The 23,268-nt window shown below is 68.1% G+C and carries 26 protein-coding genes; 11 read left to right on the forward strand and 15 right to left on the reverse strand.

Annotated features, from left to right (window positions below):
* Positions 1 to 47 precede the first annotated feature (47 nt).
* Positions 48 to 1,064 carry a UDP-glucose 4-epimerase GalE gene (gene galE, locus V7053_RS07350; RefSeq protein ID WP_334171619.1) on the reverse strand — a complete coding sequence of 339 codons (1,017 nt, stop codon included), beginning with the start codon at positions 1,062 to 1,064 and terminating at the stop codon, positions 48 to 50.
* Between the two features lie 120 nt (positions 1,065 to 1,184).
* On the opposite strand from galE, the gene V7053_RS07355 reads away from it, so the two are divergent.
* Together V7053_RS07355 and V7053_RS07360 are read left to right on the forward strand one after the other, a co-directional pair.
* Positions 1,185 to 1,757 carry a TetR/AcrR family transcriptional regulator gene (locus tag V7053_RS07355; RefSeq protein ID WP_334171620.1) on the forward strand — a complete coding sequence of 191 codons (573 nt, stop codon included), beginning with the start codon at positions 1,185 to 1,187 and terminating at the stop codon, positions 1,755 to 1,757.
* A 47-nt stretch (positions 1,758 to 1,804) separates the two neighbouring features.
* Complete coding sequence (locus V7053_RS07360) at positions 1,805 to 2,416, forward strand: hypothetical protein (RefSeq protein ID WP_334171621.1); 612 nt, start codon at positions 1,805 to 1,807, stop codon at positions 2,414 to 2,416.
* A 24-nt stretch (positions 2,417 to 2,440) separates the two neighbouring features.
* On the opposite strand, the gene V7053_RS07365 is transcribed toward V7053_RS07360, so the two are convergent.
* Together V7053_RS07365 and dapD are read right to left on the reverse strand one after the other, a co-directional pair.
* Positions 2,441 to 3,292 (reverse strand): hypothetical protein, encoded by an 852-nt coding sequence (locus tag V7053_RS07365; protein ID WP_443022587.1) that lies wholly within the window; start codon positions 3,290 to 3,292, stop codon positions 2,441 to 2,443.
* Positions 3,293 to 3,362: 70 nt separating this feature from the next.
* The gene (dapD, locus tag V7053_RS07370; RefSeq protein ID WP_334171623.1) at positions 3,363 to 4,382 is read right to left on the reverse strand and encodes a 2,3,4,5-tetrahydropyridine-2,6-dicarboxylate N-succinyltransferase; all 1,020 of its coding nucleotides are present in this window, start codon (positions 4,380 to 4,382) and stop codon (positions 3,363 to 3,365) included.
* Positions 4,383 to 4,441: 59 nt separating this feature from the next.
* Between dapD and dapE the strand changes: the two genes are divergently transcribed.
* Positions 4,442 to 5,575: a succinyl-diaminopimelate desuccinylase gene (gene dapE, locus V7053_RS07375; protein ID WP_443022588.1), complete on the forward strand. Its 1,134-nt coding sequence runs from the start codon at positions 4,442 to 4,444 to the stop codon at positions 5,573 to 5,575.
* Here the strand turns inward: dapE and V7053_RS07380 are convergent.
* The 4 genes from V7053_RS07380 to V7053_RS07395 all read right to left on the reverse strand — a co-directional run bounded on the left by V7053_RS07380 (position 5,565) and on the right by V7053_RS07395 (position 8,819).
* Entirely contained in the window at positions 5,565 to 6,398 is an 834-nt protein-coding gene (locus tag V7053_RS07380; RefSeq protein ID WP_334171625.1) for an amino acid ABC transporter permease, read from the reverse strand. The two genes, dapE and V7053_RS07380, sit on opposite strands and share 11 nt — an antisense overlap.
* Positions 6,395 to 7,042: an amino acid ABC transporter permease gene (locus V7053_RS07385; protein WP_334171626.1), complete on the reverse strand. Its 648-nt coding sequence runs from the start codon at positions 7,040 to 7,042 to the stop codon at positions 6,395 to 6,397. Before V7053_RS07385 ends, V7053_RS07380 begins: the two co-directional genes overlap by 4 nt.
* A gap of 63 nt (positions 7,043 to 7,105) precedes the next feature.
* Positions 7,106 to 7,999: a glutamate ABC transporter substrate-binding protein gene (locus V7053_RS07390; RefSeq protein WP_334171627.1), complete on the reverse strand. Its 894-nt coding sequence runs from the start codon at positions 7,997 to 7,999 to the stop codon at positions 7,106 to 7,108.
* A gap of 64 nt (positions 8,000 to 8,063) precedes the next feature.
* Entirely contained in the window at positions 8,064 to 8,819 is a 756-nt protein-coding gene (locus tag V7053_RS07395) for an amino acid ABC transporter ATP-binding protein (protein WP_334171628.1), read from the reverse strand.
* Positions 8,820 to 8,912: 93 nt separating this feature from the next.
* Between V7053_RS07395 and V7053_RS07400 the strand changes: the two genes are divergently transcribed.
* The 4 genes from V7053_RS07400 (at position 8,913) to V7053_RS07415 (ending at position 11,656) form a co-directional block, all read left to right on the forward strand.
* Positions 8,913 to 9,758 carry a TIGR00730 family Rossman fold protein gene (locus V7053_RS07400; protein ID WP_334171629.1) on the forward strand — a complete coding sequence of 282 codons (846 nt, stop codon included), beginning with the start codon at positions 8,913 to 8,915 and terminating at the stop codon, positions 9,756 to 9,758.
* On the forward strand, positions 9,755 to 10,081 hold the full coding sequence (locus V7053_RS07405; RefSeq protein ID WP_334171630.1) for a DivIVA domain-containing protein: 327 nt from the start codon (positions 9,755 to 9,757) through the stop codon (positions 10,079 to 10,081). The genes V7053_RS07400 and V7053_RS07405 overlap by 4 nt, the downstream gene beginning before the upstream one ends.
* A complete protein-coding gene (locus V7053_RS07410) occupies positions 10,078 to 11,343 on the forward strand; it encodes a hypothetical protein (RefSeq protein WP_334171631.1) in 1,266 nt (421 codons plus the stop codon). The genes V7053_RS07405 and V7053_RS07410 overlap by 4 nt, the downstream gene beginning before the upstream one ends.
* Positions 11,344 to 11,488: 145 nt before the next feature.
* Positions 11,489 to 11,656: a DUF3117 domain-containing protein gene (locus V7053_RS07415; protein ID WP_138414063.1), complete on the forward strand. Its 168-nt coding sequence runs from the start codon at positions 11,489 to 11,491 to the stop codon at positions 11,654 to 11,656.
* A gap of 81 nt (positions 11,657 to 11,737) precedes the next feature.
* Here V7053_RS07415 and V7053_RS07420 read toward each other — a convergent pair whose 3' ends face one another.
* Positions 11,738 to 12,367 carry an O-methyltransferase gene (locus V7053_RS07420; protein ID WP_334171632.1) on the reverse strand — a complete coding sequence of 210 codons (630 nt, stop codon included), beginning with the start codon at positions 12,365 to 12,367 and terminating at the stop codon, positions 11,738 to 11,740.
* 194 nt (positions 12,368 to 12,561) lie between these two features.
* Here V7053_RS07420 and sigE point away from each other — a divergent pair, with 194 nt between their 5' ends.
* The 3 genes from sigE (at position 12,562) to V7053_RS07435 (ending at position 14,435) form a co-directional block, all read left to right on the forward strand.
* Complete coding sequence (sigE, locus tag V7053_RS07425) at positions 12,562 to 13,179, forward strand: RNA polymerase sigma factor SigE (protein WP_443022590.1); 618 nt, start codon at positions 12,562 to 12,564, stop codon at positions 13,177 to 13,179.
* Between the two features lie 8 nt (positions 13,180 to 13,187).
* Positions 13,188 to 13,940, forward strand: coding sequence for a hypothetical protein (locus V7053_RS07430; protein ID WP_334171634.1), 753 nt, complete (start codon positions 13,188 to 13,190; stop codon positions 13,938 to 13,940).
* A 99-nt stretch (positions 13,941 to 14,039) separates the two neighbouring features.
* Positions 14,040 to 14,435, forward strand: coding sequence for a twin-arginine translocase TatA/TatE family subunit (locus V7053_RS07435; RefSeq protein WP_334171635.1), 396 nt, complete (start codon positions 14,040 to 14,042; stop codon positions 14,433 to 14,435).
* 10 nt (positions 14,436 to 14,445) lie between these two features.
* On the opposite strand, the gene V7053_RS07440 is transcribed toward V7053_RS07435, so the two are convergent.
* Genes V7053_RS07440 through V7053_RS07450 form a run of 3 tightly spaced genes read right to left on the reverse strand, consistent with a single transcriptional unit; the run spans position 14,446 to position 17,451 of the window.
* A complete protein-coding gene (locus tag V7053_RS07440) occupies positions 14,446 to 15,561 on the reverse strand; it encodes an Mrp/NBP35 family ATP-binding protein (protein WP_334171636.1) in 1,116 nt (371 codons plus the stop codon).
* The gene (locus V7053_RS07445) at positions 15,558 to 16,175 is read right to left on the reverse strand and encodes a DUF1003 domain-containing protein (RefSeq protein WP_334171637.1); all 618 of its coding nucleotides are present in this window, start codon (positions 16,173 to 16,175) and stop codon (positions 15,558 to 15,560) included. Before V7053_RS07445 ends, V7053_RS07440 begins: the two co-directional genes overlap by 4 nt.
* Positions 16,168 to 17,451, reverse strand: coding sequence for a magnesium transporter MgtE N-terminal domain-containing protein (locus V7053_RS07450; protein WP_334171638.1), 1,284 nt, complete (start codon positions 17,449 to 17,451; stop codon positions 16,168 to 16,170). The genes V7053_RS07445 and V7053_RS07450 overlap by 8 nt, the downstream gene beginning before the upstream one ends.
* Positions 17,452 to 17,538: 87 nt before the next feature.
* On the opposite strand from V7053_RS07450, the gene V7053_RS07455 reads away from it, so the two are divergent.
* Positions 17,539 to 18,489, forward strand: coding sequence for a general stress protein (locus V7053_RS07455; RefSeq protein ID WP_334171639.1), 951 nt, complete (start codon positions 17,539 to 17,541; stop codon positions 18,487 to 18,489).
* Between the two features lie 142 nt (positions 18,490 to 18,631).
* Here the strand turns inward: V7053_RS07455 and V7053_RS07460 are convergent, their stop codons facing one another.
* From V7053_RS07460 to V7053_RS07475, 4 genes are all read right to left on the reverse strand, one after another.
* The gene (locus V7053_RS07460) at positions 18,632 to 19,891 is read right to left on the reverse strand and encodes a sugar ABC transporter permease (RefSeq protein WP_334171640.1); all 1,260 of its coding nucleotides are present in this window, start codon (positions 19,889 to 19,891) and stop codon (positions 18,632 to 18,634) included.
* Positions 19,888 to 20,700 (reverse strand): ATP-binding cassette domain-containing protein, encoded by an 813-nt coding sequence (locus V7053_RS07465; RefSeq protein WP_334171647.1) that lies wholly within the window; start codon positions 20,698 to 20,700, stop codon positions 19,888 to 19,890. The genes V7053_RS07460 and V7053_RS07465 overlap by 4 nt, the downstream gene beginning before the upstream one ends.
* A gap of 134 nt (positions 20,701 to 20,834) precedes the next feature.
* On the reverse strand, positions 20,835 to 21,944 hold the full coding sequence (locus V7053_RS07470) for an ABC transporter substrate-binding protein (protein ID WP_334171641.1): 1,110 nt from the start codon (positions 21,942 to 21,944) through the stop codon (positions 20,835 to 20,837).
* 125 nt (positions 21,945 to 22,069) lie between these two features.
* A complete protein-coding gene (locus V7053_RS07475; protein ID WP_334171642.1) occupies positions 22,070 to 23,251 on the reverse strand; it encodes an ROK family transcriptional regulator in 1,182 nt (393 codons plus the stop codon).
* Positions 23,252 to 23,268 lie beyond the last annotated feature (17 nt).

Here is a 23,268-nt window from a genome sequence, read left to right on the forward strand (position 1 = left end):
TGTACCCGAGGTGGGTGTGGGGTGGGTTTGGTGTACCCGAGATGGGGTTAGGCGGTGCGGTAGCCCAGAGGGTTGTTCTTCTGCCACCGCCAGTGGTCTTCGCACATCTGTGCCACGGTCTTCGTCGTCGACCAGCCAAGGTCGGACAGGGCGGCCGAGGGGTCGGCCCAGAAGGCGGGCAGGTCGCCCGCACGGCGCGCTGCGATCTCATACGGGATCGGCGCTCCGACGGCGGCTTCGAAGGCGTGCAGCATCTCGAGGACCGAGGTTCCCTTGCCCGAGCCGAGGTTCCAGCGGAACACGCCTGCATGGTCCTCGAGGTACTGCAGCGCGGCGGCGTGCCCCTCCGCGAGGTCGACGACGTGGATGAAGTCGCGCTGGCACGTGCCGTCCGGCGTGTCGTAGTCGCCTCCGAACACCATGAGCTTCTCGCGCCGACCGACGGCGACCTGTGCGATGAACGGCACCAGGTTGTTCGGGATTCCCTGCGGGTCCTCGCCGATCCTCCCGGACGGATGCGCGCCGACCGGATTGAAGTAGCGCAGCAGTGCGATATGCCAGCGCTCGTCCGAGGCGCCGAGGTCGCTCAGGATGTCCTCGATCTGCTCCTTCGTGCGACCGTAGGGATTCATCGCGCCGATTTCCATCTTCTCGATGTACGGCGTCGGGTTGTGCTCTCCGTACACGGTGGCCGAGGACGAGAACACGATGGTGCGGACGTCGTGGCGCTGCATGGTGCGCAGGAGCGCGATGGTGCCGGCGACGTTGTTGTAGTAGTAGTCGAGCGGGATCGCGACTGACTCGCCCACAGCCTTGAGGCCGGCGAAGTGGATCACGGCCTGGGGCGCGTGCTCGCCGAAGACCGCGTCGAGTGCCGCCTCGTCCGTGATGTCGGCCTTGACGAAGGCCGCCTCGCGGCCCGCGAGCTCGCCGATCCTGCGGAGCGACTCTTGGCTGGAGTTCGAGAGATTGTCCACCACCACGACGTCGTGACCGCCCTCAAGGAGCGTCAGAACCGTGTGGGAGCCGATGTAGCCGGTGCCGCCGGTCACAAGGATTCGCATGCGTCTATCCTACGGGCGGCCCGGCGGTCGCCCGTCTTCCGTGGGAGACGCTCGTCGCCGCGGGCCGGACGGCTCGCGGTGGGGCACGGAGGGGGTGCGTGCGTGTGCTAGACAGGACAGGTGCCCAGATTCGTCGACGCGGCCGCGCGCCGTCGTGAGATTGTCGAGGCCGTCAAGCGGATCGTGGCCGCGGACGGCCTTGCCCGCGTGTCCCTCCGCGAGGTCGCGGCGGAGGCCGGACTCGTGGTCGGTTCAGTACGGCACTACTTCGAGACGGCGGAGGAGCTCCGCGTCCATGCCTTCGAGAGCGTTGCAAACGACGTGGTCCGGCGGGTCGAGGGCGCCGACGACGTCGTAGCACAGCTGTGCCAACTCCTCCCGCTGGACGAGGAACGCGCTGTGGACCTCTGCGTGTTCAGCGCCTTCCGCCTCGCCGCCCGCACTGATGCGTCCCTGCTCGCGGTCGCGGACGTCGCGCACGGTCGGATCGCCGCCGCCGTCGGGCGTTCCGTCCTTGCCGCACGTCCCGGGGCGGAGCGCCACGAGCTCGTGGCCGAGGCCGAGCGGCTGCTGGCAACGGCGGAAGGCCTCTCGCTCCATGCCTTGGTGCACGGCCGATGGCTCGACGCCGATCTCTGCCTCGCCGTCGTCCGCGCCCAAGCGGATACCCTCGGCCGGCTCCCGATTGCCTGAGCGGGAATACACTTGAAGGTGCTGATGGGACGCAAGGAGCCGATACCATGCACCAGACAGCGGGGCCGGGGTGGCGTGTCACGATCGACACGTCCGATCCGATGCTGCTCGCCCTCTATCTCAAGGACAACGCGGGCCTGACGGGGGCAGGTTTCCCTCCGCTCGCCCCGGTCGAACCGCGGATCCGTGAGTGCGACCATCACCAGCTCACGCAGCACGTGGGCGGCGTCGAGGCGCTGCGCCGTGAGTGGGAGGAGTGGTGGGGGCGTCTCGTCGCCGACCAGCCGGACGACGTTCCGGACGTGAGTCCGCCCGAGTTCACCGCCTTCAGTGCAGCACCCGCACTCCAACGCTCTCTCCAGGCGCACTTCGGCAGCGCCCTCACTTGGGCGCGCGAGCGCCGCGCGGAGTACGAGCGGCTCGAGGCGAGGCGCGAGGCACGGGGAGACACCCGGATCGTGGAGGAGATGGTGGCGGGGCGACAGCTCGAGGTCGGTCCGCTCGCGAAGGACTTCGACCTCCGGATCATCGAACTGCCGCTTGCCGAGGATCGCGCCTGGCTCGTCGAAGGCAACAAGATGATCATGAGCCAGTCCCTCATGGACGACGCCGACGCCTTCCAGAGCTTCCTCGCTCCGGTCCTCGAGATACTCGTCTGAGGCGGGCGCCCGGCGGGTGCCCGTTCAGGGGGCGTTCGCCACCGTGATGACGACGACGTCGGGCGGGTTCTGCGCGTCGCTCCAGCCCTTGTTGCCGTCGCGGATCCACGCTTGGCCGTCCACTTGGACGCGCGTCACGCCGAGCCCCTTCGCGTTGGCGACCGCCCATTGGGCCACGGACCACGCGAGAGTCCCGGACGCTTGGACCGAGATGGTCTTGCCGGCCACGACGCCCACGGCAGCCTGTCCGTAGTCCTGTTCGAGGGCCGAGCGCACGGCGGAGGGATCGCCCGCGGCGTCGGGCTTGCGGAGCGTGCAGTTGAGCGAGGCCTGCGAGTTTCCGGTGAGCGCCGAGGCGTAGGCGCGACCGAGGTCCTCATGCTGCGAATACGCTTCGGGGTACGCCGAGCGCTGCACCTTCTGCGCCGCCTCCGTGACGGTCATCGATTCGTAGCCGGGCACCTTGACGAGCGCGTCGTAGAACGCGTTCGTCGCATAGACCGGGTCCATGAGCTGCTCTTCGGTGCCCCAGCCTTGGGAGGGCCGCTGCTGGAAGAGGCCGCGGGAGTCAGGGCCCGCGTGGTCCCCGTAGCTGATGTTGCGGAGTTTGGCCTCCTGCATCGAGGTCGCGATGGCGATGGTCGCCGCGCGGGCTGGCAGACCGCGCCGCACGGCGATCGCGGTGATGAGGGAGGCGTTCGCGGCCTGGTCGGTGGCGAGGCTCTCCTCGTTGCCATTGAGCAGCGCGGTGCAGCCCTCGACCACAGGCGATTCGCCCCGGTTGAGCACGGTCGAGGCGATGTAGACGCCGGTCGCGGCGAGCACGAGGGCGACGACGAGCGTGAGCCAGCGTCGCGCGGTGCGTGCCAAGGCCAAGGCGGGGCTCCTTGCTCATCGAGCCGGGCCCAGCCAGGGGCCCGGCTCTGCGTCGTCAGGCGTCTCGGAGTCAGTTGGCGTGGAGCGCCTCGTTGAGTTCGACCGTTTGTCCGTTGCGGGGGAGCGCCTCGACCTGGCCGTTGGTCGAGTTGCGGCGGAACAGCAGATTCGGCTGCCCCGAAAGCTCCGCCGCCTTGACGACCTTCTCGGCATTCTCGCCGAACGCGTCCTTGAAGCCGCCGATCCGTACACGCGTTCCCGCCGTCACGTAGAGTCCAGCCTCGACCACGGAGTCGTCGCCGATCGAGATGCCGACGCCGGAATTGGCGCCGAGCAGCACCCGCTCGCCGAGCGAGATGCGCTCCTTGCCGCCGCCCGAGAGGGTTCCCATGATGGACGCCCCGCCTCCCACGTCGGTGCCGTCGCCGACGACGACGCCCGCAGAAATACGGCCCTCGACCATCGAGGCGCCCAGCGTGCCCGCGTTGAAGTTCACGAAGCCCTCGTGCATGACCGTCGTGCCTTCGGCGAGGTGCGCACCCAGCCGGACGCGGTCGGCGTCGGCGATCCGCACGCCGGATGGGACGACGTAGTCCACCATGCGCGGGAATTTGTCGACGCCGTAGACGGTGACCGGCCCCCGGCGCCGCAGCCGAGCGCGAGTCGACTCGAAGCCGGCCGGGTGGCAGGGGCCGAAGTTGGTCCAGACTACGTTCGGGAGCTTCGCGAAGATTCCGTCCAGATTGACGGTGTTGGGCTTGGCGAGGCGGTGCGAGAGCAGATGCAGTCGGAGGTAGGCATCGGCCGTATCGGCAGGCGCCTGGTCGAGGTCGATCTGGACGAAGACGACCTTGGTCTGCGTCCCGCGATCGGCGTCGATCCCGTTCTCGGCTGCTGCCACGAGCTCGGCGGGCGCCGAGTCCACGACCGACTCATCGCTGAGGTGCTCGGCGGCGGTGCCGAGCGAGGGCGACGGGTACCAGACGTCGAGGACGGCGGCCTCTTCGGCCCCGTTCGTCCCGGTTCCCACGGCGATGGTGGCGAGGCCGAAGCCGTGGGCAGAGCGGGGTGCGGCGGAGGTTTCAGTCATGGCCCAAGTCTATCGAGCGGGGTCCCGGCGAACCGAAAGGGGGCCCGTCGTCCGGGGCTATGCTTGCTCGCGTGACTCCAGCCGCGCTCGACCTCACTCAGGATGTGTCCCTCCTCACCGCAGCCCTCATCGACATTCCGAGCGTGTCGGGCAGCGAGCAGGCCATCGCGGACGCCGTCGAGGCCGCTCTCCGGGCCCTCCCGGGCCTGACTGTTAGCCGTGATGGAGACGCGCTTGTGGCCCGGTCGGAGCTCGGCCGCGAGGAACGGGTCATCCTCGCGGGTCACCTCGACACCGTTCCCCTGCCCACGGCCGAGGGCGCGCGCGGTACCGTCCCGTCGTCGTGGGACGACGAGCCGGGCGCGGGCACTCTCTGGGGACGGGGGGCGACCGACATGAAGGGCGGTGTCGCTGTCCAGCTTGCGCTCGCAGGCGCGCTCTTCGGAGCGACGGACGACGGCGCCCGGAGGCCGAGCAGGGACGTCACGTTTGTCTTCTACGACCATGAGGAGGTCGAGGCGGCCAAGAGCGGGCTGGGGAGGCTCGCGCAGGCCGCGCCGGAGCTCCTCGAGGGAGACTTCGCCATCCTGCTCGAGCCGACCGCGGGCACAGTGGAGGGCGGTTGCAACGGCACGCTCCGCCTCGAGGCCTCGACAGTGGGCGAGGCGGCCCATTCCGCTCGTGCGTGGATGGGGCGGAACGCCATCCACGCCGCCGCCCCGATCCTGGCGCGCCTGGCCGAGTACGAGCCGGCCACAGTGACGGTCGACGGGCTCGACTATCGGGAGAGCCTCAACGCCGTCCGGATCGCTGGGGGCACGGCTGGGAATGTCATTCCGGACCGTTGCACCGTCGAGATCAACTACCGATTCGCTCCCGACAAGTCGCTCGATGAGGCGGAGGCCCACGTGCGGAAGCTGCTCGAGGGCTTCGACGTCGTGCGCACCGACGGGGCCGCTGGTGCCCGACCCGGACTGACGCACCCCGCGGCGGCGGCGTTTGTCGCCGTCGTCGGGCGTGAACCGAAGCCGAAGTACGGCTGGACCGACGTCGCCCGCTTCAGCGAACTCGGCGTTCCGGCGGTCAACTTCGGCCCCGGCGACGCCCTGCTCGCCCATAAGGACGACGAGCGGGTCGCCGCCGACGACGTGCGCGAGTGCTTCCGCGCATTGCGCGACTGGCTCATCTCCTGAGCGCTCCCGAGACCTTCTGGCTGCGCCGGAGCCGCCGCTCGGCGAGCTTTGCGAGGCCGGAGAGGACGAGGCACATCCCCACGTAGAGGACGCCGGCGACGATCGCCGAGGGCACGACCGGGCTGCCGTACTGGACTTGGGATCCGAAGAACTTGGCTTGGAACAGGATCTCGTTGTACGTCACGATGAAGCCGAGCGCGGTGTCCTTGAGCGTCACGACGAGCTGGGAGATGATCACGGGCAGCATCGCGCGCACGGCCTGTGGGAGCAGGATGCTCGCCATGACCTGCGACTTGCGCAGCCCGACGGCGAGGCCCGCCTCCCGCTGGCCCCTGGGCACCGATTCGATGCCAGCACGGAACGCCTCGGCGAGCACCGAGCCGTTGTACAGGATGAGGGCGACGACGACCGCTGTGTACGGCGGCCACCTGACTCCGAGCGCTGGCGGGAGTCCGTAGTACAGCAGCATCATGAGGACGAGTACCGGGATCGCGCGGAACAGCTCGGTGAACCAGTGGACGGGTCGCGAGACCCACCGATGGTCCGAAAGCCGCCCTATCGAGAGCGTGAGTCCCAGGACAAGGCTGCCGAGGGCTGCCACGCCGAAGGCCGAGAGGGTCGCACCTGCCGCCTGGACAAGCGTCTGCTGGACGCGCGGGAATGAGAAGATCTGCCACTTCTGCGCGCTGAACTGCCCGGTCTCCGCGAATCGCCACACGACGAACGCGAGGATCGCGAGGATCACGGCTGCGGAGGCGATGCCGAAGATCAGGTGCCGCGCGCGCCCTTTGGGCCCTGGGGTGTCGTAGAGGACCGAGCTCATCGAGCCACCTTCCACTTCTTCTCGAAGTAGCGCTGGAGCTGCGCGAGGATGAGGACGAGGGCCACGAAGAACAGGGCGACCCAGAGGAGGACCGCGAGCGCTGGTTCGCCGCGCTCCGCGAGATACGCGCGGATGGCGCCCGCCTCGTAGACGGAGAACCCCGCGGCCACAGTCGTGTTCTTGAGCAGCGCAATCAGGACGCTGAACAGCGGCGGCAGCACCGAGCGGAAGGCCTGTGGCAAGACGACCAGAGCAAGCGTCTGGACGAACCGCAGACCGATCGCCCGGGCCGCCTCGGCCTGCCCCACCGGCACGGTGTTGATGCCGGAGCGCAGGACCTCGGCGACGTAGCTCGCGGTGTAGAGGCTGAGCCCGACGATGGCTGAGGCCGTGAAGTCGAACTCCGGGAGCCCGAGCTTCGGGTAGCCGAACGCGAAGAAGAACAGGACGAGTGTGAGCGGGGTATTGCGGACGATGTTGACGTAGAGAGTCCCGAACAGCCGCAAGGCTGGGATGGGCGACACGCGCATCGCGCCGACGATGGTGCCGAGGAGGAGGGCGAACAAGCCCGAGACGAGGAACAGGATGATGGTTGTTCGGAATCCGGTCGTGAAGACGTCCAGATTGTCGAGGAGGGTATTCACGTCAGGCCTACGCTTTCGAGCGCGAGAGCGGTGGGCGGACAGCGCCCGCCCACCGCGGATCGATCAGTAGTTGTCGACGGCGGGCTGCTCGACCTTTGTGCCTGACTTCCCGAGCGTCGAGTCGTAGACCTTCTGCCACACGTCGTGGCCGTTCGTGAACACGTCGTTGACGAATTTGCGCAGCGCGGTGTCGCCCTTCGCGAGGCCCACCCCGTACTTCTCAGTGGTGAACGGGCTGCCTGCGACCTTGAGGTTGTCCGGATCCTGGGCTGCGTAGCCGATGAGGATCGCCTGATCCGTCGTCACGGCGTCCACCTGGCCGTTCTTGAGCGCGTCGACGCACTGCGAATACGTGTCGAAGGATCGAGAGGTGGTCTGCGGGAAGTTCTTCTGGATGTTCTGCAGCGGCGTCGAGCCCGTCGCCGAGCACACCGTCTTGCCCGCGAGGTCCTTCTCGCTGCTGATCGTCGTGTTGTCCTTCTTCACGAGCAGACCCTGCCCCGTCGTGAAGTACGGCCCGGCGAAGTCGACCTGCTTCTTGCGGCTGTCCGTGATCGAGTACGTGCCGACGTAGTAGTCGATGTCGCCGTTCTGAATTGCCGACTCTCGGTTGGCGGACGGGATCGGCTTGAACTCGATCTTGTCTGCGCTGTAGCCGAGGGAGGCCCCGATCCACCTTGCGACCTCGATGTCGAAGCCGCTGTACTGGCCGGTTGCGGCGTCCATGAAGCCGAGTCCGGGCTGGTCCTGCTTGACCCCGATGCGGACCTTGCCGTTCGACGTGATCTTGTCGAAGGTGGGACTCCCAGAGAGGGAGACGTTCGAGGCGACCGAATACGGCGCCGATCCTGAAGATTCGGGCGAACTGCCCGATCCCGAGCCGCATGCATCGAGCGTGAACGCGAGCGCCACGGCGGCGGCGGTGAAGATGGCCTTCTTGGTGCGGAAGAGTGCCACGGTATTCCTTTCTGGTAGGGGCTCCCCAGCCCCGTTGCTCAGACGCTGGCTGTCCAGCGCCCGTTCAATGCGTGAGCAGCTTGGACAGGAAGTCCTTGGCCCGGCTGCTCTGCGGGTTCGTGAAGAACTGCTCGGGCGGTGCCTGCTCGACGATCTGTCCGTCCGCCATGAAGACGACGCGGTCGGCCGCCTTGCGGGCGAAGCCCATCTCGTGGGTCACGACGATCATCGTCATGCCCTCGCGCGCGAGCTCGACCATGACGTCGAGGACTTCGTTGATCATCTCGGGGTCGAGCGCCGACGTGGGCTCGTCGAAGAGCATGACCTTGGGCTTCATCGCGAGCGCTCGCGCGATCGCGACCCGCTGCTGCTGGCCGCCTGAGAGCTGGGCCGGGAGCTTCGGCGCCTGATGATCGACGCCGACTCGCTCGAGGAGCGCCATGGCCTCCTTGTCGGCGGTGGCCTTATCGACGCCCTTGACCTTGATCGGACCGAGCGTGACGTTCTCGAGGATGGTCTTGTGCGCAAAGAGATTGAACGACTGGAAGACCATGCCGACGTCGGCCCGGAGCCGCGCGAGCTCCCGGCCCTCCTCGGGCAGCTTCTTTCCGTCGATCCAGATCTCGCCCGATTCGACGGTCTCGAGGCGGTTGATGGCACGGCATAGCGTCGACTTCCCCGAGCCGGACGGGCCGATGACGACGACGACCTCGCCCCTGCGGACATCCAGGTCGATGTCTCGCAGCACATGGAGCTGGCCGAAGTGCTTGTTCACGCCCTGCACGGAGACGAGGGCAGACGAGGGTGCTTCGGTTGTCATAGGGCCAATGTAATGGAGATAACACTCCCGGGTCTGAGGGCCCCTGAGAGGAAGCTCCGATCGTCATTCAAGCGAGACCGCTAGCCTTGGACCATGACCACGGAATCACCACGCCGCGACGATCGCTCAGTCCCTTCCCGGCGCAAGGGCCCGATCGAGCTTCGGCGGCGGCAGGCCCTCCAGGGCACCTCGGACCAGCACCTCCTCGACACTCACGGGGCCGGCCGGTTCGTCCACACCGATCCGTGGCGCGTCATGCGAATTCAGAGCGAGTTCGTCGAAGGCTTCGGTGCTCTGGCGGAACTCGGCCCTGCCATCAGCATCTTCGGCTCGGCGCGGACGCTCCCGGGCAGCGACTACTACGAGACGGCGGTCGAGATCGGGCGGCGGCTCGCCCGGGAGGGCGTCGCCGTCATCACGGGCGGCGGTCCCGGGTCGATGGAGGCCGCCAACCGCGGCGCGGTGGACGGCTCAGGGACCTCGGTTGGCCTAGGGATCGAGCTCCCATTCGAGACGGGCTTCAACCCATGGGTGGACCTCGGGGTCAACTTCCGCTACTTCTTTGCCCGCAAGACGATGTTCGTCAAGTACGCCCACGGGTTCGTCGTCCTCCCCGGCGGCCTCGGAACCCTCGACGAGCTGTTCGAGGCCATGGTCCTCGTCCAGACGGGCAAGGTGACCTCATTCCCGATCGTGCTCGTGGGCTCGCGCTTCTGGGGCCCGATGGTCAGCTGGCTCCGGAACACGCTCCTGACCGAGGGGATGATCTCGCCTGAGGACATGGATCTCATCCAGATCACGGACACGGCCGAGGAAGCGGTGGAGCTCGTGCTCGCGGGCTTCCGACGCGACACGCAGGAGCGGCGGGGCGGCATGTTCGGCTCGGCCGAAGAGGAAGAGGAAGAAATGTGGTCGCCCGAGAAGGCTGACGGCGAGTGAGCTTCTTCCTCGTCGCCCTCGCCATCGTCGTCGCCGCCGGGCTCGTCTGGGTCGGGGCGGCGGTCTTCCGCGGCCGGTCGGTCCCTGAGGTCTTCGATCGCGGCCTCGAGGAACCGCTCCCGGGGCTTCCGCCCATCCTCCTTCCCGAGAAGCCGACCGCGGAGGACGTCGACCGCATCCGCTTCTCCCTTGGGCTGAGGGGGTACCGGATGGACCAGGTCGACGACGTCCTCGAGCGCCTCCGGGAGCGCATCTTGGAGCAAGACGCTGAAATCGCCCAGCTCCGTAGGCGCGCGCGTTCCGAGGTCGAGGCCCCCGAATGAGCCACGGGCTCGACGAGCGGGCGGGCGCGACGCGCGAGCTCCCGCCGTCGTCGCCCGTCCATGCCGCGCTCGGCGCGGCTGCACGGACGACGGCGCTCTGGCTCGCCCGACGGCCGTGGTGGCTTCAAGTCGTTCTGCTGTACGCGGCGTCGCGGCTCGTCACGTTCGGGATCTTCGCGGCGGCAGCCCTTCAGCAGGGGACCAACCCCTGGTTCGGGCCGCACCCCGACTACTTCCATTTCCTCCAGATCTGGGATTCCGAGTGGTACGGGCGCATCATCCAGAACGGGTATCCCGCCGTTCTCCCGCGCTCGTCCACCGGGGCCGTCACGGAGAACGCCTGGGCGTTCTACCCCGTCTTCCCATACCTCGTCCGATCTCTGGCGCTCATCACCGGAATCTCGTGGCAGGTCCTCGAGCAGGTCGTTGCGATGGCCGCGGGCTTCGCCGCGGCGCTCGTGGTCTACCGGCTGTTCCGGCACTTTGCCGGGCACGGCACGGCGCTCTGGGGTGTGGCCTTCTTCGCGTTCTTCCCGGTCTCGGCGATCCTTCAGGTCCCCTACGCCGAATCGCTCGGCATCGCGTTCCTCGCGTGGGCCCTGCTGCGGATCGTGGAGCGGCGCTACCTCGCGGCGATCCCCGCCGTCGTCCTTGCGTGCCTCACCCGTCCTGTTGGCGTACCGCTCGCCGTCATGCTCGCGGCGCTGTTCGTCATCCGCTGGGTCTCTCGGCGCCGTCGTCCGCTCGCGCCCGGTGAACTCCTGCGCCTTGCGGTGCTGACAGCGGCGACGGCGGCCTCTGCCCTCGCGTGGCCAGCCATAGCCTGGGCGGCGACCGGGGTCATGACCGCCTACACGGACACCGAGGCGGTATGGCGAGGAAGCGACCTCGTGCCCTTCATGCCCTGGGTCGACACGGGCACCTACCTTTTCGGTCCGGTGCTCGGACCGGTTGCGCCGTTCCTGCTCGTCGCGGCGGCGGCGCTCTACCTCACGAGCTCCCACGTCAAGCTCGTCGGAGTCGAGCTGAGACTGTGGTGCGCAGCCTACGCGCTGTACCTCCTGGCCTTCCTGTATCCGCAGACCAGCACATTCCGCATGATGCTCCCGTTCTTCCCGCTCGCCCTTGCCGCCGCGGCACTCTCGCGCTCGCGTGCCTACCGGGGCGCCGTGCTCGTGATGTTCGTGCTGCTGCAGATCGTGTGGGTCGTCTGGCTCTGGGACTGGGCCGAGCTTCCGGGCGGCGGCGACTGGCCTCCGTGAGCGGCGAGCTTGGCTACCCCGTGGTATCCCTACTGATAATGTAAAGGTCAAGCACAAGGTGGCGAGGCCCCCTCACCTCGGTGAGCGGAGGCGCGTCCGACAGCCTGCAGATTCGTGTGGGCACACTACTGGAGGGGAAGTTCACATGGCAGCCATGAAACCGCGTACCGGGGACGGCCCGATGGAGGTCACCAAGGAGGGCCGCAGCCTCATCATGCGCGTTCCCCTCGAGGGCGGTGGGCGGCTCGTGGTCGAGCTCAATGCCGAGGAGGCCGCTCAGCTCAAGGAGTGCCTCGTCGGCGTGACCGAGTGAACTGACTCTCACGCACTATCGTTGACGAAGGAGGCCAGCCCCTGAGGGCTGGCCTCCTTCGTTTAAACGGCCGGTCGTCCGTCAGCGGCGGGACGCGAGGAACAGTCCGGGCCCGGTCGGCAGGAGCGCGGTGTTGAGGCGTTCGTCTTCCAGGAGCCGCCGGTGCAGTGCGCGGAGGCGGACGGCGCTCGTCTCGCGGTGCGCCGGGTTGGCGACGCGGTCATGGTCGAGCGCATCGTTGATGACAAGCAGGCCGCCTTGGCGCAGGAGCCGGACCCCTTCGTCGGCATAGTCCGGCGTCCCGCCGGGATCGGCGTCGAGGAACACGAGGTCATAGGAGGCGTCGTTGAGCCGGGGGAGGACGGCGTGGGCGCGGCCGGGGATCGTCCGGACCCGGCTCGCGGGGATGCCGGCCTCGCCGAACGCCTGCCGGGCGGCCTTGAGATGCTCGATGTCAGTGTCGATGGTCGTGAACGTGGATCGGGTGGGCAGCCCGCGGAGCAGACAGATGCCGGAGACCCCCGCGCCGGTGCCGACTTCGACCACGGCGTGGGCCTTGGAGGCTGCGGCGAGGACCGTGAGAACGGCGCCGACGCCAGGTGAAACGGGAGACACGCCCAGCTCGAGGGACCTCTCGCGCGCACGGGCCACGATGGTGTCCTCGACGGCAAGCCCCTCGGCGTAGGACCAGCTCGCGGACTTGTCGGTCATGCTAGGAACGCTTTCGGCTCGGGATGCCTCAAGCCTATCCTCTCGTCAGGGTCGAACCGCGCTACGCTCTCGGCGGAATGACCAGCGAACGTTCAGCAACGACTGTCACACTGGGGTTCCGCAGCGGCTGCAGGTGGATCAGGAGTCCACGGCACAATGCGGCCGCCGATGCTGTGAAGGTGAGGTGCGTGGACGTGCTCAAGCAACGTGCTGCGACCCCCGAGACCCCTGCCGAGCCGGTCCCTGCCGACTGGGTTCCTCCCACATGGGAAGAAGTGGTCTCCCAGCATTCCGCCAAGGTGTACCGCCTGGCCTATCGCCTGACAGGCAATCAGCACGACGCCGAAGACCTCACCCAAGAGGTCTTCGTCCGCGTGTTCCGCTCGCTCGAGAACTTCAAGCCGGGCACGCTCGACGGCTGGCTTCACCGCATCACCACGAATCTCTTCCTCGATCAGGCCCGCCGCAAGAACCGCATTCGCTTCGACGCGCTCGCGGAAGACGCCGAGGCCAAGATCCCCGGACGCGAGCCCGGCCCAGAGCGCAGCTACGAGATGAACAACCTCGATCTCGATGTCCAGGCCGCCCTCGAGGAACTCCCGCCGGACTTCCGTGCAGCCGTCGTGCTCTGCGACCTTGAAGGCCTCTCCTACGACGAGGTCGCCGCCGCACTCGGCGTCAAGCTCGGCACTGTGCGCTCCCGCATTCACCGCGGCCGCACCCTCCTGCGTGAGAAGCTCGCGCACCGTGACCCGCGCCGGGGCGCTGGGAAGCCTCGGCTCACCCTTCCCCGCGTCGCGGGCCTCCGCTGAGGCGGGGCATGAGCGAACGACGGCGGCTGGTTCCGTTGCGCGGCTCGGCTGATCATGGGCGGGACGCGGTGCATGTGCAGTCGTGCGCCGAGTGCCGGGGCGCGCTCGAGAGCGAACGGCGCTACCTCGCCGCGCTGCGGGACGCGCCGGTGCCCTTGGCGAGCTCGGCTCTCACGCAACGGCTGATCGAACAGACGCGCGAGCTTGCTCTCGAGGCCGAACTGGCGGAAGTGGCCTCGTCGAAGGGGCGGATGCTGCGGGCCGCAGCCGTCGCCCTGACCGGGGCCGCTGCCGCGCTGGCCGCGCTCGGCGTCACGGCGTACGCAGTCGCCGGCGACCCGACGGCGACCTCGCCGACCGCGAGCTGGCCGTCCGCCGTCGGGATCGACAACGGTGGCCGCATCCTCACGTCTGCGGATCTCCACGCGTTGTCGGCCGCTGGCTGGAACTGCCCGGAGTTCGAGCAGAATGGACTGCACGTCGAGTCCGCCAAGGGCTATATCCTCAACGGCGTGCCCACCCTCGTCCTGCGTCTCGGCGATGGTGCCCACGCGCTCTCCCTGATGGAGCAGCGCCCCGCCACAGGCGGTGCAGCGGCTCCTCAGACCACCGTCCTGGCCTCCGACTTCCCATCCTCGGAAACGGCCGATCTGGTCCGTGAGTCGGCCTCGCCCCTGGCTACGCCGCCGCCCGCAGAAAGCCCGGCGGACCGTCTCGCACGCGGTTTGCACCTTGTCCTGAGCGCGGCGGGACGTCCCTGAATGGCGCACCACGTCCTCGGCTGCCTCAGACCGTCGGTGATATCGGTGGAGTGCCGGACCGAATCGTCCGCGCCGAGGCGCAGAAGGTAATCTTCCATCGTGCCCGGAATGAATGAGCTCTTCATCCTGCTGGTCATCGCGGTTCTGGTGATCGGCCCCAAGCGTCTGCCCGAATACACGCAGAAGCTCACGAACATCGTCCGGGAAGTCCGTCGGATGGCCTCGGGAGCGAGGGAACAGCTCAAGGAGGAGACGGGCGTCGATCTCGACGAGGTCGATTGGCGCAAGTATGACCCGCGCCAGTACGACCCGCGGAAGATCATCCGCGACGCCCTGCTCGAGGACGAGTCGCCCGCCACGCCTGCGGCTGCTGCTGCCCCCGCAGAAGCCGACTCCGCGTCGTCCTCCGCCGAGCCCGCAAGCCCTGCCCCATTGCGCGTCGTCGAGCGTCTGGCCGCCGGGCAGCCAGCGCCCTTCGACACCGACGCAACCTGAAGACCAGGGCCTAGCGCGGCGTCATCCCGAGGCTGCGCCCGGCGAGCCCGCGTGGGGCTGAGGCGAGCTGGTCGGCAATGCGCTTGAGCGCCACGGCGGAGGGCGACTCCGGGGCGCTCAGGACAATGGGCTCGCCGGCGTCCCCGCCTTCGCGCAGGGCGACGTCGAGCGGCACGCGTCCGAGGAGCGGAACCGGGGTGTCGAGCGCCTGAGAGAGGCGCTCCGCGACGCGCTGGCCGCCGCCGCTGCCGAAGACCTCCAGAATCGTGCCGTCGGGAAGGGTCATCCCCGACATGTTCTCGATGACGCCCGCAACGCGCTGGCCGGTCTGGGCCGAGACCGAGCCGGCGCGCTCGGCGACGTCGGCGGCCGCGGCCTGCGGCGTCGTGACGACCAGGAGGTTCGCGTTGGGCAGTAGCTGGGAGACCGAAATGGCGACGTCCCCCGTCCCGGGCGGGAGATCGAGGAAGAGGACGTCCAGATCCCCGAAGTAGACGTCAGTGAGGAACTGCTCGAGGGCACGGTGCAGCATGGGACCCCGCCAGGCGACGGGCTGATTGCGGGTCACGAACATGCCGATCGAGATGGCCTTCACGTCATGGGCGACTGGCGGCAGGATCATGTCGTCCACCTGGGTTGGTCCGTGAGCGATCCCGAGTAGCGCGGGCACCGAGAAGCCGTGCACATCCGCGTCCACGATTCCGACCCGGAGTCCGCGTGCGGCGAGCTCGCACGCGAGGTTCACGGTCACCGAGGACTTGCCGACCCCGCCCTTGCCGCTTGCGACAGCGAAGACCTTGGTGAGCGATTCGGGCCGGCTGAACGGGATGCCCCGCCCCGGCCGCAGGCGTTCCCTGAGCTCCTGCCGCTGTTCGGGGGTCATGACCTCGAGCACGACGTCGATCTCCGCAACGCCGGGCACGTCCCGCAGCGCTGCGCGGACGTCGCCTTCGATCGTGCTCCGCAGGGGGCACCCGGCGATGGTGAGGAGAACGCGAACGGTGACCCTGCCGGCGTCGACCGCCACCCCGGCGAGCATGCCGAGCTCATCGATGGGGCGGCGGAGCTCAGGGTCGACGACGGTTGAGAGCGCAGCGCGGACGGCCGCCTCGTCGGGTGAGGTCACTGGTGGTCGGTCCTTTCGGGCGGAGCGCCCTCGGGCGTCTCCGCGCTGCTGAGGGCTGCACGGTCCTTCTTCTCCTTGCGCTGCTTGGGGGCCGGCGCGACGGCCGCCGCGTCCCGGTCCGCCAGCTCCTCGAGGATCGAGCGCAGCTCCGTCCGCAGCTCGGCACGGACGAAGTCGCGCGTTGCCACCTCGCGCATCGCGAGCCGCAGCGACGCGAGCTCCCGGGTGAGGTACTCGGTGTCGGCGAGGTTGCGTTCGTTGCGGGACCGGTCCTGCTCGATCTGGACGCGGTCGCGGTCGTCCTGCCGGTTCTGGGCGAGCAGGATGAGGGGCGCAGCGTACGAGGCCTGGAGCGACAGGATGAGTGTGAGGAGCGTGAAGTTGAGCGACTTCGGGTCGAACTGCAGCGGCTCCGGGGCGAGCGTGTTCCAGCACAGCCACAGGACGCAGAAGAGCGACATGTACACGAGGAACTGCGGGGTGCCCATGTAGCGGGCGAAGCGCTCGGCGAACCGGCCGAACGCGTCGGGGTTGGGCGTGAAGGCCGGGAGGATCCGCGCGCGATTCTCGAGCGGGGTGTCCAGCCCTGGCAGCAGCTTGCGGGGGTCAGCCAAAGCGTCCTCCGAACTTCCTCAGCGGGGGCGCCCCGTCGTCGTGGTTGCGCCAGTCGTCGGGCAGGAGGTGGTCCAGGAGGTCGTCGACGGTGACCGCACCGACGAGCCGGCCGTCCTCGTTGACCACTGCGAGCGAGTTGAGGTTGTACTGCGCCATCGAATGGGCCACGTCATTCACCGGGGCGAGGTCCGAGACGGGCTCGAGTCCCTTGTCCACGATCGAGCCGAGCTGCTCGGGAGGCGCGCTCCTCAGCAGCTGCTGGATGTGTACCGTGCCGAGGTAGCGGCCGGTCGGGGTCTCGAGCGGTGGTCGGCAGATGAACACGGCGGAAGCGAGCGCGGGGCTGAGCTCCTCGCGGCGCACGTGCGCGAGGGCATCGGCGACCGTGGCCTCGGGAGGGAGCACGACCGGCACGGGCGTCATGATCGAGCCGGCGGTGCCCTCGTCGTACTGCAGGAGGCGACGGACGTCGTCGGCCTCTTCCGGCTCCATGAGCTGGAGGAGCTCTTCGGCCTTCTCGGCGGGGAGGTCGGCGAGGAGGTCGGCGGCATCGTCCGGGTCCATCTCCTCGAGGACGTCGGCCGCACGCTCGTTGTCGAGCGAGGAGAGGATCTCCACCTGATCGTCCTCCGGCAGCTCCTGGAGGACGTCGGCGAGGCGTTCGTCCTGCAGTTCGGAGACGACCTCGAACCGGCGTTGATCGCTCATCTCCTGGATTGCATCCGCGAAGTCGGCGGGCCGTAGATCCTCATGGCTTGCAAGGAAGTGGGTCGCCGCGCGGGTCGCGCCCCGCGTGTCGAGCCGGGCATCCTCCCAGTCCACGAGGACGGTTTCGCCCCGGCGCAGGCTGCGCAGTCCGCGGCCGGGCGCCTCACGGCGGACGAACAGCTTGCTGACGAGCCAATCGCCGTTGCGCTGCTGGTCCATGGCCACATCCTCGACCGTGCCGTGGACACCATCGTCCACGAGGGTCACGTGGTGGTCGAAGAGGTCACCCAGCACGAGCATCTCGGCCCCTCGGCGCTCGAAGCGGCGGAGGTTCACGAGGCCAGTCGTGATCACTTGGAACTGGTCCATCGACGTCACGCGGGTCATCGGCACGAAGACGCGCCGCTTGCCCGGAACCTCGACGACGATCCCGACGGCCTGCGGGGCGCGCTGCCCGCGCGAGATCACGACGACATCGCGCAGTCGCCCCACCCGGTCGCCGAAAGGGTCGAACACGTCGAGGCCGAGGAGCCGCGCGACGAACACACGGGTGGGAATGGGACTCACGCCCCCAAGGCTACTCCAGAGGCAAGTCGCTGCTCACTCTGAGCGGAAACACAGGCCAGAGGCGGCTTCTCGGGTAAGAATAAAGGCATGTCGAACATCTTCGGGTCATCTGGCCAGATCGATCAGGCGCGGTCCCTGCCGCAGGGTGACGTGATCGGATCGTACACCTCGTATCTCGATGCCCAGAAGGCGGTCGACTACCTCGCGGATCAGCAGTTCCCCGTTGAGGTCGTCGCGATCGTGGGCAACGACCTCAAGCTCGTGGAACGGGTCACGGGCCGTCTGAGCTATCCGCGCGTCGCGCTCAACAGCGCCTTGAGCGGCATGTGGTTCGGGCTCTTCGTCGGGGTGCTGCTCTCGTTCTTCTCGTCCGGCGCGGGCTACTTCTCGATCATCACCTCGGTGCTCATGGGCGCTGCCTTCTTCATGCTGTTCGGCATCGTCACGTACGCGATGCAGCGCGGCAAGCGGGACTTCACGTCGACGAGCCAGGTTGTCCCCACGAGCTATGACGTCGTCGTGGCCTTCGAAGCGTCGGCCGAGGCGCGCCGGCTCCTCCACCAGCTGCCGATGGGGCAGAGCCAACAGGGCTGGGGTGGCCAGCAGCCGTGGCAGCACGACCAGCACGGTCAGCCGGGGCAGCATCAGGGCCATCAAGACTGGGGTCAGCAGCCGGGCCAGTGGCAGGACCCGAACCAGCCCGGCCCGAGCCAGCAGGGCCCGAGCCAGCCCGGCCCGAGCCAGCAGGGCCCGAGCCAGCAGGGCCCGCAGCGGCCCTCCGGCTGGACCGATCCCTATGGAGTGAACTCGCAGCCGCAGCCCGGCCAGGAGCGCCCAGCGGAACAGCAGGAGCCTGGGCAGCCGCCCCGGAGCGGGTCCGGCTACCGCGATCTGCCGGATGGCCGCCCGCAGTACGGCGTTCGCATCGAACCCGATCGTCCTCACGATCGTCCCTACAGCTCCGAACCAAGGCCGGAAGGGCAAGAGGGCGGGGAGGCTGGCGCCGAGGACAAGGACGACGACGCCCCGGAACGCTGAGCTTCCCAGGGGCGCCGTGCAAGGGCCTCTCGCGGTGGGCAGAGGACGCCTGATACCGACGAGGAAGGGCGGTCGGCCACACGTGGCCGACCGCCCTTCCTCGTTCCCTTCCTTCTGACGCTCTCGGCTTGAGGTCCGCGCGCTACGCCTGGCCGTGCGAAGCCCGCGAGCGGCGCGAGAGGGAGTCGATGATGACCGCCAGCAGCAGGACCGCACCGGTGATCATGAACCGGATCGAAGCGTCGAGGTTCAGCAGGGTCAGGCCACTCGAGATCGATTGGATGACCAAGATGCCGAGGAGCGCGGACCACGCGCTTCCCCGACCGCCGAAGAGGCTCGTGCCACCGATGACGGCGGCCGCGATCGCGTTGAGGTTCGTGTCGGTGCCGCCGCTCGAGGCGCCCACCGATGCGAGCCTGGCCGCTGCGAGGAGGCCGCCGAGCGCCGCGAACGTCGAGCACAGCACGAAGACGCTGATGTAGATGCGGTTGACCTTGATGCCCGCGCGCCGCGCCGCTTCCACCGACCCGCCGACCGCGAACACCGCTCGGCCCCAGCGGGTGCGGGTGAGCATGAAGTTCATCAGGACGACGAGCAGCACGAAGAAGACGAACATGGCGCCCACACCTCGATCTGTGGCGAGGTACCACACGCTCACGCCGAGCGCGGCGAGGAGCAGGACCGACTTGACCAGCATGACGCTCATCGATCCCGACGAGAGCCCAGCAGCGCGCCGACGCCGCGACCGACGCCAGTCACTCCAGAACATGCCGACCGCCGCGACCGCGGCGAGCGCGTAGGCAGCCCACGGCGGCAGGAACATCTGCTGTGCGAAGGTGACGAGCCACGTGCTGAACGGGATGTTGATCGAGCTGTTGGGGCCGAGGACCCAGAGCTGCAGGCCAAGGAAGCCGAGCAGGCCCGCCAAGGTGATGACGAAGCTCGGGACGCCGAAGCGGGTGAACAGGAGCCCGTAGACGAGGCCTGCGACGGTTCCGGCGAGGACGGCCCCTATCACCGCAAGGACAGAGTTCCAATGGAGCTGGGTGAGCGTGACCCCGAGGACGGCCGCCGAGAGGCCGCTGACGGATCCGACCGACAAGTCGATCTCGCCGAGCAGCAGGACCAGAACGATGCCGATCGAGATGGTCCCGATCGCCGCACACTGGAGGCTGAGGTTCACGAGGTTGTCGGCCGAGAGGAACGCGGGGTTCAGGATCTGGAACACAGCCCAAATCACGATCAGCCCGATGACGACGGGGAGCGAGCCCAAGTCCCCGCTCCGCACGCGGCGGATGAAACCCTCGACAGCGCCGGTGAGGCCCTCCCCGTGGAAGAGCCGTTCGTCCTGCAGGTCGGCTGCGCGTTCCGCCGGGCTCCCGGCCGTGGCGGCGTTGCTCATGATGCGTTCCTCTCGGTGTTGCGTGACTCCGCTCGGCGTGTGACGACGTTGTCGGTCGCTCCGGTGATCGCGGAGATGATCTCTTCGTAGCTGACGTCCGGAACCCGGAAATTGCCGTTGTTGCGGCCGAGCCGGAGGACCACCACGCGGTCGGCCACTGCTTGTACGTCGGCCATGTTGTGGCTGATCAGGATGACCCCGAGGCCTCGCTCCCGGAGGCGCTCTATGAGGTTGAGGACCTCAGCCGTCTGCGCGACCCCAAGGGCCGCCGTCGGCTCGTCGAGGATCACGATGCGGGGCTCGCCGATGAGGGAGCGCGCGATGGCGACCGTCTGGCGCTGGCCGCCCGACAGGGAGGCCACCGCGATCCGCACGGACGGAATGCGTGCGGACAGCTGACGGAGCAGGCTCCACGAGCGCTTCTCCATCTCCTCCTCGTCCAGAGTTCCCTTGGCGATCTCTCGCCCGAGGAAGAGGTTGGAGACGACGTCCAGGTTGTCACAGAGCGCGAGGTCCTGGAACACCGTCGCAATGCCGAGCCCGCGGGATGCGGCAGGGCTTCCTATGCCGACGGGCTGACCGTCGAAGGTGATGCTTCCGGCGTCGTGTGAATAGACGCCGGCGAGGATCTTGACGAGCGTCGACTTGCCGGCGCCGTTGTCGCCGACAATGGCGACCACTTCACTCGCGTGCACGTCGAGATCGATTTGGGTGAGGGCTTGGACTGCGCCGAATCCCTTGGAGATGCCTCGGAGGGAGAGGACGGGTTGGCGCGTCGCCGGTTCGGGCTCGGCGATGGCGGGGTCCATCGTCACGGCGTTCTCCTTTGAGCTGGTGATTTCCATGTGGGGGGGGAGCTGATGCTGCTACGTGAAAGGGTAGGAGCGAACGCAAGCGGACGGAGGGCCTGAATCCGGCCCTCCGTCCAGGCATCGCCCCCGTGCTACTTGATGCCGTACTTCGCGCACGCGGCGGCGTAGGTGCTCGTGCAGATCTGGCTCACCGAGTTGGAGCCGTAGAAGTTGTCCTTCACGACTGTCGATTCGATGTTCTGGGCCGTCACAGCGACCGGAGTGAGCAGGAACGACTGGATCGCGCTGCCGCCGGTGGTGTTCACCGTCGTATCGCCGTTCGGCTTCTTGCCGTTGGCCAAGTCGATCGCGAGCTGGGCCGCGCGCTCTGCTTCCGGCTTGATCGCCTTGTAGACGGTCATGTACTGATCGCCCGAAAGGATCCGCTGGATGCCGGCGAGCTCAGCGTCCTGACCGGTCACAGGCGGGATGGGGCTCACGTTCGCCGCCTTGAGGGCAGCGATTGCTCCGCCCCCGGTGCCGTCGTTCGCCGCGTAGACGCCCTTGACCTTGCTGCCGAACTGGGTGATCTGGCCAGCCACCCAGTTCTGGGCCTGTGCGGGGTCCCATCCGGGCGTGTCGTACTCCGCGAGCACCTTGTAGCCGCTCGAGTCGATGGCGGCGTGAGCGCCCTTCTTGAACATCGCCGCGTTCGGATCCGTCGGCGAGCCGTTGACCATGAGGATTCCGCTGCCAGCCGGGACGTTGTCCTGCTTGAGCTTGTCGACGAGTGCCTGGCCCTGGAGCTCGCCGACCTTCTCGTTGTCGAACGAGACGTAGTAGTTCACGTCGGGGCTGTTGGTCAGGCGGTCGTACGAAACCACCGGAACGTTCTTTGCCTTCGCCTCGTTCACGATCGATGCCGCTGCCTGACCGTCGAACGGATCGAGCACGAGCACCTTGGCGCCCTGTGTCAGGAGTGACTCGGCCTGCTGCTGCTGAGTGCTCGCGCTGCCGTTCGCGTTCGCGTAGAGGACCTGGCAGCCCGCGCACAGGGACTTGATCTCGGCCTCGAAGAACGGCTTGTCGGCCGCCTCGTACCGAGCCGTCACCGAATCCGGCAGGAGCAGGCCGATCTTCGCGGTGCTGGCATCCGCGCTCGAGGAGCCGGTGCTGGCTCCGTTCGCACATCCAGTCATGGAAACGGCCGTGAGCAGGATCGCGGCCGAGGCGACGACCGCTCGCATGGTGGCGATCTTCATTGACAAAACCTCCCATTCGCAACCGCCTTCCTTGGCGGCTCCGTTGAGTTTGGCAGGCCACCACCTTGGCGTCAAGACTTGAACTCAATGAGGCGAGGACGAGTCGCGTTCACCCTGGGGATCAATCAGGGAGTATCGAGATCGGTGTCGATGGAGACGCAGTCGATGGCGTACGCGACGGCGCCCAGCGTCGCGGCCCGAACGCCCAGCTGGGCCTGCACGATGTCCGGCATGAGCTCTTCGCCGACGATGACGGAGCGCTCGACGGCGTGGCGCATCGGCCCGAGGAGAAGCTCGCCTGCGCGCGCGAGCTCGCCACCGACGACAATCCGCTCCGGATCGAGGAGATTGCAGAGATTCGCGGTGGCGAGCCCAATGTGCTTGCCTGCTTCGGCGATGGCGCGGATGCACCGCGCGTCGCCCGTCATCGCCTGGACGACCACGTCTCCGAGATTCAGGCTTCCCAGATGGTCTCGGAGCCCGTCGACGATCGCCGGACCGGCCGCGACCGTTTCGAGGCACCCTCGGTTCCCACAGCGGCAGAGAGCGCCGTTTTCGCGCACCGTGAAGTGGCCGAACTCACCGGCGACTCCGTGATTCCCCCGGAAGACCTGTCCGTTCAGCAGGAGCCCCGCGCCGATCCCGTCGCCGATGTCCAGCGTGACGGCGTTGCGCTTTCCGCGCGCCGCCCCCAGGCGCGCCTCGGCAAGGGCCGCCAGATTGGCCGCGTTGTCGACATAGACAGGCCGTCCGAGGCGCCGCGCGAGCGAGTCGGCGATCTCCACACCGTCCCAGCCGCGCATGATCCCGCGGCGCGCAATGGTTCCGCTCCCGCGATCGTAGGGCGCGGGGATGGCAAGCCCCACGGCCAGCACCTCGTCGCGGGAGGCCTCGACCGACTCGAGCATGTCGGCGAGGAGCAGGGAGACCCGGTCGAGCTCGTTGTCGGCACGGTGATCCCGCGCGAGCGGCATGTGGTTCTCGGTCACGACCGTGTGCGCGACGTCCGCGAGAGCGATCCGCATGTGACGGGCCGAGAAATGCACCCCGACGACGAGGCCGAGGGTGTGCGCGAGCGTCACCCGCTGAGCCCGCCGGCCGCTCCGGATGCTCTGGGCAGTGTGGAGCACCCCGGATGACGAGAGTTCCTTGACGATGTTGGAGACCGTCGCCGGAGAGAGCCCCGTCGCGCCGGCCAACTCGACCTGGGTCAGGCCCCCATACTTCTTGATGACGTCGATGATTCGCGCTCGGTTGGCTTCACGAAGTGAAGTCTGAGAGCCCGGGGTCCGGCGCTGGATTGCCACGATGAGCAGAATACATG

The organism is Sinomonas sp. (assembly GCF_036848755.1).
Lineage (GTDB): Bacteria > Actinomycetota > Actinomycetes > Actinomycetales > Micrococcaceae > Sinomonas.

Coding starts and splice junctions, on each gene's coding strand:
- dapE (WP_443022588.1), top strand. CDS start 4,442: ATGCTTGCTCGCGTGACTCCAGCCGCGCTCGACCTCACTCAGGATGTG.
- V7053_RS07410 (WP_334171631.1), top strand. CDS start 10,078: ATGAGCCACGGGCTCGACGAGCGGGCGGGCGCGACGCGCGAGCTCCCG.
- V7053_RS07400 (WP_334171629.1), top strand. CDS start 8,913: ATGACCACGGAATCACCACGCCGCGACGATCGCTCAGTCCCTTCCCGG.
- V7053_RS07415 (WP_138414063.1), top strand. CDS start 11,489: ATGGCAGCCATGAAACCGCGTACCGGGGACGGCCCGATGGAGGTCACC.
- V7053_RS07395 (WP_334171628.1), bottom strand. CDS start 8,819: ATGACAACCGAAGCACCCTCGTCTGCCCTCGTCTCCGTGCAGGGCGTG.
- V7053_RS07420 (WP_334171632.1), bottom strand. CDS start 12,367: ATGACCGACAAGTCCGCGAGCTGGTCCTACGCCGAGGGGCTTGCCGTC.
- V7053_RS07465 (WP_334171647.1), bottom strand. CDS start 20,700: ATGGACCCCGCCATCGCCGAGCCCGAACCGGCGACGCGCCAACCCGTC.
- galE (WP_334171619.1), bottom strand. CDS start 1,064: ATGCGAATCCTTGTGACCGGCGGCACCGGCTACATCGGCTCCCACACG.
- V7053_RS07460 (WP_334171640.1), bottom strand. CDS start 19,891: ATGAGCAACGCCGCCACGGCCGGGAGCCCGGCGGAACGCGCAGCCGAC.
- V7053_RS07470 (WP_334171641.1), bottom strand. CDS start 21,944: ATGAAGATCGCCACCATGCGAGCGGTCGTCGCCTCGGCCGCGATCCTG.
- V7053_RS07360 (WP_334171621.1), top strand. CDS start 1,805: ATGCACCAGACAGCGGGGCCGGGGTGGCGTGTCACGATCGACACGTCC.
- V7053_RS07455 (WP_334171639.1), top strand. CDS start 17,539: ATGTCGAACATCTTCGGGTCATCTGGCCAGATCGATCAGGCGCGGTCC.
- V7053_RS07430 (WP_334171634.1), top strand. CDS start 13,188: ATGAGCGAACGACGGCGGCTGGTTCCGTTGCGCGGCTCGGCTGATCAT.
- V7053_RS07380 (WP_334171625.1), bottom strand. CDS start 6,398: ATGAGCTCGGTCCTCTACGACACCCCAGGGCCCAAAGGGCGCGCGCGG.
- dapD (WP_334171623.1), bottom strand. CDS start 4,382: ATGACTGAAACCTCCGCCGCACCCCGCTCTGCCCACGGCTTCGGCCTC.